Origin of the sequence: Bacillus thuringiensis (assembly GCF_001455345.1) — a bacterium.
In the GTDB taxonomy this organism is placed as follows: Bacteria; Bacillota; Bacilli; order Bacillales; family Bacillaceae_G; genus Bacillus_A; species Bacillus_A thuringiensis_N.
Map to the genome: position 1 here is coordinate 2,217,811 of NZ_CP013274.1, position 12,300 is coordinate 2,230,110.

The window sequence follows — 12,300 nt, forward strand, 5'->3', positions numbered from 1 at the left end:
GAGCAGGAAACCATGAAGTTATTTCATACAGCGGATTGGCATTTAGGAAAGCTTGTTCATGGCGTGTATATGACTGAAGATCAAAAGATTGTATTAGATCAGTTTGTACAAGCTGTTGAAGAAGAAAAACCAGATGCCGTAATTATTGCAGGGGATTTATACGACCGAGCAATTCCACCTACAGAAGCAGTAGACTTATTAAATGATGTGCTGCAAAAAATAGTGATTGATTTACAAACACCAGTTATTGCGGTTGCAGGAAACCATGATAGTCCGGATCGTATTCATTTTGGAAGTAGTTTAATGAAGAAACAAGGATTATTTATTGTGGGACAATTTCAATTCCCATATGAACCAATTATATTAAATGATGGATTTGGCGAGGTTCACTTCCATCTCGTTCCATATGCAGATCCAAGTATAGTTAGACATGTATTGAAAAACGAAGACGTACGTTCTCATGATGATGCGATGCGTATTTTTATGAATGAGCTTTCTGAAACGATGGATAAAGAAGCTAGACATGTATTTGTTGGTCATGCATTTGTAACTTCTGCGGGAGAAGCGGAGGAGAATACAAGTGATGCAGAACGACCACTTTCAATTGGGGGTGCTGAATACGTAAATAGTCATTATTTTGATAAGTTTCATTACACAGCGCTTGGACATTTACATCAAGCGCATTTCGTACGTAATGAGACAATTCGATATTCAGGTTCGCCACTTGCGTATTCTATTTCTGAAGAAAAACATAAAAAAGGTTATTATATCGTGGAACTGGACGAAACAGGGGAAGCAATAATTGAAAAAAGGTTACTTACACCACGTCGCAAAATGCGAACAGTAGAAGCGAAAATAGATGAATTATTACAACATCCAGTAAGTGAAGATTACGTGTTTGTAAAATTATTAGATGAAAATCCTGTCTTGCAGCCAATGGAAAAAATACGTTCTGTATATCCAAATGCAATGCATGTTGAAAGATCCATTCAAAGACGAGAGTTCACAGAGTCAAATGAAGTAACTGTTTCAAGACATAAAACAGATGATTTATCTCTTTTAAAAGCTTTTTATAAAGAAATGAAAGGCTTAGATTTATCAGAAGAGAAAGAGCGTCTATTTGTAGAAGTATTACAAACAGTGCAAGAACGGGAAGGTGAACGAGGATGAGACCGATTCAACTAATTATGACGGCATTTGGGCCATATAAACAGAAAGAAGTAATTGATTTTGATGACCTCGGAGAGCATCGTATTTTCGCCATTTCTGGGAATACTGGAGCTGGAAAGACTACGATTTTTGATGCGATTTGTTATGTGTTATATGGTGAGGCAAGCGGAGAAGAACGTAGTGATACGAGCATGCTTCGCAGTCAATTTGCTGATGATAATGTGTATACAAGCGTAGAATTAACCTTTCAGCTAAAAGGGAAACGCTATGAAATAAAACGACAACTGGGACATAAAAAACAAGGGAACAAGACGATCACGGGACATGCAGTAGAATTATATGAAGTAATTGATGAAGAAAAGGTTCCGGCCGTTGATCGTTTCCATGTAACGGATGTAAATAAAAAAGTAGAAGATTTAATTGGTTTAAGTAAACATCAATTTAGTCAAATTGTTATGTTACCGCAAGGGGAATTCCGAAAACTATTAACATCTGAGACTGAAAACAAAGAAGAAATTTTGCGTCGTATTTTTAAAACAGATCGTTATAAGTTAATGCGAGAGTTACTTGATCAAAAACGAAAACAATGGAAAGACGTCTTACAAGAAAAACAAAAAGAGCGAGAGCTACATTTTCGTAATGTTTTTAAATTACCTATCCGAGATGGAGCATTATTAGAGACATTAGTGGAACAAGAGCATGTAAATACGCATCAAGTAGTAGAAGCATTAGAACAAGAAACAGCTGTGTATAAGGCGGAAGTTGAGCAATTACAAGTAGAACAAGATGTTCAAACGAAGCAATTAAAGGATGCTGAAACACGTTTTCACGCAGCGAAGTCTGTAAATGAGAAGTTTATAGATTTACAACAAAAGAATGAGAAATATAATACTTTACAAGAAAATCGTACAGTTATTGAAATGAAAGAAGCATCTTTTAAGCGTGCGGAACAAGCGAAGCGCCTATTACCATTTGAACAATGGTACGAAGAAGCGATGCAAAATGAGCAGAAGGCTGAAAGTTTGTTAAAACAAATTATCGCCAAAAAAGAAAATATACTGAGTAATTTTGAACTTGTTCAGGGGAAATATGAAGCAGTAAAGAATAAAGAACCTGAGAGAGAAGATGCAAAAAAACTTGTTCAAAGATTAGAAGAGTTACAATCGATTATTGCATCGTTAGCTGAGAAACAGTTGAATTTACAAAATGCAGAAATTCAAATAGGAAAATTAAAAGAAAGTATGCAAAACTTTGATCGACAATTAGAAGAGCATACAAATCAAAAACAGCTAATGTCTAGTGAATTACAGCAATTAGAGCGAGCGCTTGAACAATATGTAGCTAAAGTAGAAGAACTAACGAATATGCGAGAAGATGCAAAAGTTTTAAAGCAAGCATATGATGTATGGCAAGAAAAACAAAAATTCGAAAAAGAAAAAGAAACTGCATTTACTAAGATGCAAGAGGCAGTTCGTGCATATGAGAATATGGAACGTCGCTGGTTAAGTGAACAAGCTGGTATATTGGCTCTTCATCTACATGATGGCGAATCTTGTCCAGTATGTGGTAGTACGAACCATCCGAAAAAAGCTACAGAGCAAAGTGATGCGATCGATGAAAAAGAGTTAAATGATTTAAGAGACAAGAAGAATCTTGCTGAAAAATTACATGTTCAGTTAGATGAGAAATGGAATTTCTATCACCTTCAATATGAACAGATAATAGTAGAGGTTAAGAAGCGAGGCTATCGCTCAGAGAAATTAGATGAAACATATAGTGCACTTGTTCACAAGGGAAAACAATTAGCAACTGAAGTGAATACGTTAAAGGCAAGTGAAGAAACGCGTAAGCAAACAGCTGTGAAAATAAAAAGCGTAGAAGAAAAAGTAGATGCACTTCAAAAACAAAAACGTGAGGTAGAAACAGAGCAGCACCGTATCGAAATGGATTGTATGCAGCTTCGTACGTCATATGAACATGATAAGAAAAACATTCCTGAAAACTTACAGACAGTCCAAGCTTGGAAAGTTCAATTTGATCAAGCTATGCATGAACTCAGATTAATGGAGGACGAATGGAAAAAAGTGCAGGAAGCGTATCAACATTGGCAAAACGAAAATATACGTATTCAAGCAGAACAGGAAGGTGCTATTAATCAATTTGAAAGTGCAAAATTGAAGAAAGAAGAGACTTTCACGCGCTTTATGAAAGAACTTGAGCAGAGCGGATTTACAAATCAATCTACGTATAAAGAAGCTAAATTAAGTGATGCTGAGATGGAATTAATACAAAAAGAAATTCAAAGCTATTACTCATCTCTTGAAGTACTTGCGAAACAAATTGAAGAGTTACATGCTGAAGTAAAAGATAAAGAGTATATGGATATTACAGTGTTAGGTGAACACATACAAGAACTAGAAATTAATCTTGATATCATTAAAGAAAAACGTCAACGTGCGCAAAATGCGGTAACATATATTTCTGATTTACATGAAAATATTAAACGTATTGATGAGCAAATTCATGAGGAAGAAAAAGCTTTCCAAGAACTTGTTGATTTATATGAAGTAATGAAGGGTGATAACGAAAGTCGTATATCATTTGAACGTTACATCTTAATAGAGTATTTAGAACAAATTGTTCAAATTGCAAACGAACGATTACGTAAATTATCAAATGGACAATTTTATTTAAAACGAAGTGAACGAGTAGAAAAGAGAAATCGTCAAAGTGGATTAGGCTTAGATGTATATGACGCTTATACGGGCCAAACACGCGATGTAAAAACATTATCTGGCGGCGAGAAATTTAATGCATCACTTTGTTTAGCGCTTGGAATGGCGGATGTCATTCAAGCATATGAAGGTGGTATCTCCATCGAAACGATGTTTATCGATGAAGGTTTTGGTTCATTAGATGAGGAATCATTAACAAAAGCAGTTGACGCCTTAATTGACTTACAAAAATCAGGCCGATTTATCGGTGTTATTTCGCACGTTCAAGAGCTGAAAAACGCAATGCCAGCTGTATTAGAAGTAACAAAGCAGAAGGATGGATGTAGTGAGACTAGGTTTGTGGTGAAGTAAGTTCAATTGTAATTTATATTGTTTGCGATTTTTTAGTATAGAACTTATGATACAATAAATGCCGCCTCTTTATAGAGGCGGCATTTATTTGTTATTCAGAATTAGATAATTCACCTATGATTTATCTGTAGAAGGCGGAGTATTCTCCAAACGATTATAAGCTTTAAAAGCTGAAATCGCTGATATAACACCACCTACTAAAAATAAAGCTGATCCACTGACTAATATGATACGACTGACATACGTTTCGCGCGCCTCTTCAACTTCTTCTTGTAACATTGTAGGCATTTGAGTTCCCCCTAAACAACATTTATTTTGTAAATAGTATATACAAACGCCTAAAATATGTTAAAATCACTGGATAGTGTTAGGAGGGAGTATGTAGTTAGAGGTGAATTGTTTGAAAAATCTTCACTATAAATTTATGCTAACTTCACATAGAGCACATATTAACATTGTATTATGTATATGTACCAAATAAATAAAGTGAATTAAATGTATTTCTGTTTTTAAAAATTTAAAATTCTATTATTTTTATATAAAGGTTTCACATCGGAGTTTTAAATATTTTGGAAATAGATCTAAATAAAAGGAATTCATATAAAAGGGGAATGTCTTATGACAACATATACGAGTGAAATGAGAAAAAGTTTAGTTTCAGAAGAAGATGTAGATATTTTAAAAATTATGGCGCACCCAATCCGCTTACAAATTGTAAATGAATTAAGTACGAGAAAAACTTGTAACGTAACACAACTAACAGAATTACTGAATATTCCGCAATCGACTGTTTCGCAACATTTATCAAAAATGAAGGGTAAAGTGTTACGAGCTGAGAGAAGAGGTTTAGAAATTTATTATCACATTAACAATTTAAAAGCGAGTAAGATTGTAAGTGTATTAGGATATATAAACTAATGAAGTATTTTCATATAAAATAGCCGCTGCTGGTAAGCAGCGGCTATTTTGTGTTGTATTATGTACTCGTATTTAAAATTTTATAGTTTTTATGATTTACAATTGTTCGATCAAATTCAAAAGTACCACCGCTTACATTTGTAATTTCAACTAAGACCGATTCAGTATAAAGTTTTAGTACAGATCCCGTAATCTTTAAATTATTTCGTTGAAAAAGTATAGTATCCCCTACGTTTGCTTTCATAGTACCTCCTCATTAAAGACAGAAATATTTTTTATTATATATATTAAACCACGTATAGGTATATTAGTGAATATTTAGTTTTATTTATCAAAAAAATATTTGTGCTTTTTTTAAATAAAGTACATCGTAGTGTGAAAAAAATTTTCTGTTTGTATCGGAAACTTAAATTTTTACAATCTAGCAATGGTATAAAATGAGACATAATTTTTATAAAAGAAGATGATAAAACAGTTGTAAGCCCCATTGAAGCTAACCATTATAAAAGCTACTTACGTATTTAATCAGTAGTTTTTTGTATTTCGTCCTTCGTTTTTTGTAACTGATTCCATGTTTTTGACGCTCTGTCTTGTAAGTGCTTACATAAGCGGAAACATCTTATACAATGAAGGTGTTAAATCAAAAGAGGTGACCAAAATGAACATAAAAAAACAAGACTTAGCGAAAAGCATTGAAATAGAAAGAGGAGGCGGAAAGGTATGAAAAAATCAGCTGTTAATCCATGGCTTGTTGTCCTTGGCACAGTCATAGTACAAATGGGACTTGGGACGATATACACATGGAGTTTATTCAATCAGCCTTTAGTTAGTAAATACGGTTGGAGTCTTAACGCAGTTGCAATAACTTTCTCAATTACTAGTCTTTCTTTAGCATTTTCAACTTTATTTGCGAGTAAATTGCAAGAAAAATGGGGACTTCGTAAACTTATTATGATAGCTGGACTAGCATTAGGACTAGGATTAATACTTAGTTCACAAGCTTCCTCATTACTATTGCTTTATGTACTTGCAGGAGTTGTTGTAGGATATGCAGATGGTACAGCATATATCACTTCACTATCAAATTTAATAAAGTGGTTTCCAGAGCGTAAAGGTTTAATTGCTGGTATTTCTGTCTCTGCATATGGTTCTGGTAGCTTAATCTTTAAATACGTTAACGCACAGTTAATTGAATCAGTTGGTGTATCACAAGCATTTATATATTGGGGTTTAATTGTTACAGCTATGATTGTTCTTGGAGCTTGTTTAATCCATCAAGCTGCTGATCAAGGTGCAGTTCAGGAAACAAAAACTCATGAATATACAACGAAAGAAATGTTAGGCACAAAACAAGTATACTTATTATTCATCATGTTATTTACATCATGTATGAGTGGCTTATACTTAATTGGTATGGTAAAAGATATTGGTGTTCAACTTGTAGGGCTTAGCGCAGCGACAGCAGCTAATGCGGTGGCTATGGTTGCAATATTCAACACTCTAGGTCGTATTATTCTAGGACCTTTATCAGATAAAATTGGTCGTTTGAAAATCGTTACTGGTACTTTTGTTGTTATGGCGAGTTCAGTATTAGTTCTAAGTTTTGTAGATTTAAATTATGGTATTTACTTCGTATGTGTAGCAAGTGTAGCGTTTTGCTTTGGTGGAAATATCACTATTTTCCCAGCTATTGTTGGTGATTTCTTCGGTATGAAAAACCATAGTAAGAATTACGGAATTGTGTATCAAGGATTTGGATTCGGAGCGCTTGCAGGTTCCTTTATCGGTGCACTTCTAGGTGGATTCAAACCAACCTTCATGGTGATTGGCGTATTATGTGTCGTGTCATTCATTATCGCAATTTTAATTCAAGCACCTAAACAGAAAAAAGAACAAGAAGAAGAGTATCGCAGCGTAGCATAAGTATATAAATCTTCTATAACACTATGATTATGAAAAAGCATCCTGTTAAATAGGGTGCTTTTTTTGAATTATTTTAAGGGGGTTATATAATTTTTTAGGTTTATTGAGACAAAAAAGTGAGTGAAATTGTTATTTGGATTATATTGAAATATAAAAATGGTATATTATATTCGAAATACATATTAAATCTTAAATTATTAACAAGACATACATTGATAATTGCAAGATATATTTTCAGAAAAATATTGAGAAAGTATATACTTGAGTTTTTCATAAAGCATTATAAATAAACGTATCTATAGTTTATCTTCTTCAATTTTTACAAAGAGGAGTATGAATTATAGTATTAATGTAAGTGCTTATTAATACTTTTAGATGTAATTGTATTAAAAATTACTAAAGTGTTTTATCTGAAAAATAAAAATAGGTTGACAAGTTTATTGAGAAAGATTATCATTTCGGTGTAAGAATATTAAATGAAAAACATTATCAATGAATAATATTTTGATGAAAAGTACACTTGACCAATTAGTTTAGTAAGTGTATTATTTTTAACATCGATAATGATAATCATTATCACTTTAATTATCATTTGTTTAATTAGATTAATTTTTAAATGAAAGGATAGAGGAAATGAACTTAGGGGAATTTGATGGGAAAACTGTTTTAGTAACAGGTGCAGCCCAAGGAATAGGTAGTGTTGTTGCCAAAATGTTTTTAGAAAGAGGAGCTACAGTTATTGCGGTTGATCAAAATGAAGAGAGGTTACAAGTACTCTTAAAACAAAATGAATTAAATAAAACACGTATGAAAACATTTCGTTTAGATGTAAGTGATAGTGCTGCTGTTGAAGACATGATAAATCATATTGCAAATGATATAGCGCCAATAGATATATTAGTAAATGTTGCAGGGGTTTTACGTATGGGAGCGATTCACTCGTTAAGTGATGAAGATTGGAATAAAACATTTTCTGTAAATTCTACAGGAGTTTTCTACATGTCCCGAGCAGTAAGCAAACATATGATGCAAAGAAAGTCAGGGGCAATTGTTACAGTTGGTTCAAATGCAGCAAATACACCGAGAGTGGAGATGGCTGCATATGCTGCATCAAAAGCTGCTACGACGATGTTTATGAAATGTTTAGGATTAGAACTTGCAGCGTACAACATTCGCTGTAACCTAGTTTCTCCGGGTTCTACTGAAACTGAAATGCAAAGGTTACTATGGGCTGATGAGAATGGGGCAAAAAATATAATTGCTGGTTCTCAAAGTACATATAGACTCGGTATACCGTTACAAAAAATTGCACAGCCTTCAGAAATTGCTGAAGCAGTATTGTTTTTAGCTTCAGATAAAGCGAGTCATATTACAATGCACAATTTATGTGTCGATGGCGGAGCTACATTAGGAGTTTAATAAAAAATTAGGGGGTTACTATACTATGAATGAATTTACGGCTGTAAAGGAACTGTCAGAAAAATTATTAGAAGATTATAAGACTGAATCTTCTTTCTTTTTCGCTTCACCAACTCGAACGATATTAGCAGAAGGAGAGTTTACTACAGTAAAGCATCATGAAATTGAAAGTTTCCCAGAGCTTGTACAAGCAGTGTTACGTAATGCAAAACAAGCCGGAAATCCGAATCCTATCGTTGTAGGTGCCTTGCCATTTGATCGTAGAAAAGAAGTTCAACTTATCGTACCAGAATATAGCAGAATTTCTGAGCGTTTACAATTGGATACAACAAATCAGCTTGAAACAAATGAGAACGTAACATTCGAAATGACGCCAATGCCAGATCCTGAAGTGTATATGAATGGTGTGAAGCAAGGAATTGAAAAAATACAGTACGGGGATTTAAAGAAAATCGTTCTATCCAGATCGTTAGATGTTAAATCTTCCGAAAAGATTGATAAGCAAAAACTTCTTCGAGAATTAGCAGAGCATAATAAGCACGGCTATACATTTGCTGTGAATTTACCGAGGGATGAAAACGAGAATAGTAAAACGTTAATTGGAGCAAGCCCTGAATTACTCGTTTCACGTAATGGTATGCAAGTTACTTCTAATCCGTTAGCTGGTTCAAGACCACGTAGTGATGACCCAGTGGAAGATAAGAGAAGGGTAGAGGAATTACTTTCTTCCTCAAAAGATTTACATGAACATGCGGTAGTAGTAGAAGCAGTTGCTGCAGCGCTTCGTCCGTACTGTCATACATTACATGTTCCGGAAAAGCCATCCGTTATTCATAGTGAAGCGATGTGGCATTTATCTACTGAAGTGAAAGGTGAACTAAAGGATCCGAATACTACTTCTTTGGAATTAGCAATTGCTCTTCACCCTACGCCAGCAGTTTGCGGAACGCCGATGGAAGAAGCGAGAGAGGCGATTCAAAAAATTGAGCCATTTGACCGTGAATTCTTTACAGGCATGCTAGGATGGAGCGATTTAAATGGAGATGGAGAATGGATTGTTACAATTCGTTGTGCTGAAGTACAAGAAAATACACTTCGTTTATATGCAGGAGCTGGAGTTGTTGCTGAGTCAATACCAGAAGATGAGTTAGCAGAAACATCGGCTAAGTTCCAAACAATGTTAAAAGCTTTAGGGTTAAGAGATAGTTCACTTAATGAAAAATAGGGGGAAGAAAGAATGCTAGTAGGTTATACGGAATGGCCAAAAGAATTTGCAGATCGTTATCGGGAAGAAGGGTATTGGCTTGGTGAAACATTTGGAGGAGTGTTAAGAGAGCGCGCTGAGAAATATGGAGATCAAATCGCGGTTGTAAGCGGTAAGACGCATATAACGTATAGTGAACTTGATAAAAAGGTAGATCGTTTAGCAGCAGGTTTACTGAATTTAGGAATAAAGAAAGAGGACAGAGTTGTAATCCAGTTACCTAACATTATCGAGTTTTTCGAAATATGTTTTGCACTATTTCGAATTGGAGCGCTTCCTGTCTTTGCACTACCTTCACATCGAAGCAGTGAAATTAGTTATTTTTATGAGTTTGGCGAGGCGAACGCTTACGTTATTTCAGATAAGGCTCTCGGTTTTGATTATCGAAAACTAGCAAGAGAAGTGAAAGAGAAAGTGCCAAATTTACAATATGTAATTGTAGTGGGAGAAGAAGAAGAGTTTGTGAACATAAATGATCTGTATATGGATCCCGTTCCATTACCAGAAGTTCAGCCAAGTGATGTTGCGTTTCTCCAATTATCAGGAGGGACAACAGGACTTTCTAAATTAATTCCTAGAACACATGATGACTATATTTATAGTTTACGTGTTAGCGCTGAAATTTGTAATTTAAGTGCAGAGAGTGTCTATATGGCCGTTCTTCCAGTAGCACATAATTACCCGATGAGTTCTCCAGGGACATTTGGAACTTTCTATGCGGGTGGAAAAGTTGTGCTGGCAACTGGAGGTAGTCCGGATGAGGCATTTACACTTATCGAAAAAGAAAAAGTTACGATTACTGCTCTCGTACCGCCATTAGCAATGATATGGCTTGATGCTGCATCTTCTCGTAATACCGATTTATCAAGCCTAGAGGTGATTCAAGTAGGTGGTGCTAAGTTTAGCGCTGAGGTTGCAAGACGTATACGCCCTACATTTGGATGTACGTTACAGCAAGTATTCGGTATGGCGGAAGGATTAGTGAACTATACAAGATTAGACGATCCGGAAGAAATTATTATTCATACACAAGGTAGACCAATGTCTGCACTCGATGAAGTACGAGTTGTTGATGAAAATGACAACGATGTACAACCTGGCGAAGTAGGTAGTTTATTAACACGAGGTCCATATACAATTCGTGGTTACTATAAAGCCGAAGAGCATAATGCACGATCATTTACAAAGGATGGATTTTATCGCACAGGTGATCTTGTAAAAGTAAATGAACAAGGATACATCATTGTAGAAGGAAGAGATAAAGATCAAATTAACCGTGGTGGTGAGAAAGTTGCTGCGGAAGAAGTTGAAAATCATCTATTAGCACACGATGCGGTCCATGACGTAGCAATTGTATCTATGCCTGACGATTATTTAGGTGAACGCACCTGTGCTTTTGTTATAGCTCGCGGACAAGTTCCGGCAGTAAGTGAATTAAAAATGTTTTTAAGAGAACGTGGTATAGCGGCTTATAAAATTCCAGATCGAATTGAATTTATTGAATCATTTCCGCAAACAGGAGTCGGAAAAGTCAGCAAAAAAGAACTACGTAAAGTCATTGCTGAAAAACTTATTATAGTAAAACAATAATAAAAACCGGAAGGAAGTGATTAGATGGCTATCCCATCTATTTCAGTATATAAAATGCCAATTGAATCAGAACTACCAAAAAATAAAGTGAATTGGACACCAGATCCGAAACGTGCAGTACTTTTAATTCATGACATGCAAGAATATTTTCTTGATGCATATAGCGATAAAGAATCACCAAAAGTAGCACTTATTTCAAATATTAAAATGATAAGAGAAAAATGTAAGGAACTTGGTATACCAGTTGTTTATACAGCACAACCTGGTGGGCAAACGTTAGAACAACGAGGTTTATTACAAGACTTTTGGGGTGACGGTATTCCTGCTGGACCAGATAAAAAGAAAATTGTTGATGAACTTACTCCTGATGAAGATGATATATTCCTAACAAAATGGAGATATAGTGCATTTAAAAAGACAAATCTATTAGAAATTTTAAATGAACAAGGAAGAGATCAACTCATTATTTGCGGTATTTATGCGCATATTGGCTGTCTTTTAACAGCTTGTGAAGCATTTATGGATGGTATAGAGCCGTTCTTTGTAGCAGATGCAGTTGCTGATTTTTCACTAGAGCATCATAAACAAGCATTGGAGTATGCATCTAATAGATGTGCAGTAACGACATCAACAAACCTACTGTTAAAAGATTTACAAAGTGTAAAAGGTGATGAGAGTGAAGGAATCACTATACAGGAAGTGCATGAACTAGTTGCACAACTACTTCGTGAGCCAGTAGTGAGTATTGATATTGATGAGGACTTATTAAATAGAGGGCTTGATTCGGTCAGAATTATGAGTTTAGTAGAGAAATGGCGTCGTGAAGGGAAAGAAATCACTTTTGCAGATTTAGCAGAACGTCCAACTGTTGCAGGTTGGTACAGTTTACTATCTTCACAAACAGCACAGGTGCTGTAACAAATAGACTAC

10 protein-coding genes are annotated in these 12,300 nt (G+C 34.9%); 8 read left to right on the plus strand and 2 right to left on the minus strand.

All coding sequences use genetic code 11. From position 1 onward, the window contains the following. Window positions 1-12: 12 nt before the first annotated feature. Window positions 13-1,170: an exonuclease SbcCD subunit D gene (locus ATN06_RS11630; RefSeq protein WP_060630761.1), complete on the plus strand. Its 1,158-nt coding sequence runs from the start codon at window positions 13-15 to the stop codon at window positions 1,168-1,170. After that, a complete protein-coding gene (locus ATN06_RS11635; RefSeq protein ID WP_060630762.1) occupies window positions 1,167-4,256 on the plus strand; it encodes an AAA family ATPase in 3,090 nt (1,029 codons plus the stop codon). The genes ATN06_RS11630 and ATN06_RS11635 overlap by 4 nt, the downstream gene beginning before the upstream one ends. 114 nt (window positions 4,257-4,370) lie before the next feature. On the opposite strand, the gene ATN06_RS11640 is transcribed toward ATN06_RS11635, so the two are convergent. Next, window positions 4,371-4,544 (minus strand): hypothetical protein, encoded by a 174-nt coding sequence (locus ATN06_RS11640; protein ID WP_060630763.1) that lies wholly within the window; start codon window positions 4,542-4,544, stop codon window positions 4,371-4,373. A 330-nt stretch (window positions 4,545-4,874) separates the two neighbouring features. Here ATN06_RS11640 and ATN06_RS11645 point away from each other — a divergent pair, with 330 nt between their 5' ends. Beyond that, the gene (locus tag ATN06_RS11645) at window positions 4,875-5,174 is read left to right on the plus strand and encodes an ArsR/SmtB family transcription factor (RefSeq protein WP_000214798.1); all 300 of its coding nucleotides are present in this window, start codon (window positions 4,875-4,877) and stop codon (window positions 5,172-5,174) included. Between the two features lie 58 nt (window positions 5,175-5,232). On the opposite strand, the gene ATN06_RS11650 is transcribed toward ATN06_RS11645, so the two are convergent. Then, window positions 5,233-5,418 (minus strand): YkvS family protein, encoded by a 186-nt coding sequence (locus ATN06_RS11650; RefSeq protein WP_060630764.1) that lies wholly within the window; start codon window positions 5,416-5,418, stop codon window positions 5,233-5,235. A 476-nt stretch (window positions 5,419-5,894) separates the two neighbouring features. Here ATN06_RS11650 and ATN06_RS11660 point away from each other — a divergent pair, with 476 nt between their 5' ends. The 5 genes from ATN06_RS11660 (at window position 5,895) to ATN06_RS11680 (ending at window position 12,288) form a co-directional block, all read left to right on the plus strand. Further along, window positions 5,895-7,097, plus strand: a complete 1,203-nt coding sequence (locus ATN06_RS11660) for an L-lactate MFS transporter (RefSeq protein ID WP_060630766.1) — start codon at window positions 5,895-5,897, stop codon at window positions 7,095-7,097. Between the two features lie 633 nt (window positions 7,098-7,730). Continuing rightward, complete coding sequence (gene dhbA / locus ATN06_RS11665; RefSeq protein ID WP_029438189.1) at window positions 7,731-8,516, plus strand: 2,3-dihydro-2,3-dihydroxybenzoate dehydrogenase; 786 nt, start codon at window positions 7,731-7,733, stop codon at window positions 8,514-8,516. Window positions 8,517-8,541: 25 nt separating this feature from the next. Beyond that, window positions 8,542-9,741, plus strand: a complete 1,200-nt coding sequence (gene dhbC / locus ATN06_RS11670; RefSeq protein WP_060630767.1) for an isochorismate synthase DhbC — start codon at window positions 8,542-8,544, stop codon at window positions 9,739-9,741. 12 nt (window positions 9,742-9,753) lie between these two features. Then, the gene (locus tag ATN06_RS11675) at window positions 9,754-11,370 is read left to right on the plus strand and encodes a (2,3-dihydroxybenzoyl)adenylate synthase (RefSeq protein ID WP_060630768.1); all 1,617 of its coding nucleotides are present in this window, start codon (window positions 9,754-9,756) and stop codon (window positions 11,368-11,370) included. A 24-nt stretch (window positions 11,371-11,394) separates the two neighbouring features. Then, window positions 11,395-12,288, plus strand: coding sequence for an isochorismatase family protein (locus tag ATN06_RS11680; RefSeq protein ID WP_060630769.1), 894 nt, complete (start codon window positions 11,395-11,397; stop codon window positions 12,286-12,288). Window positions 12,289-12,300: the final 12 nt, after the last annotated feature.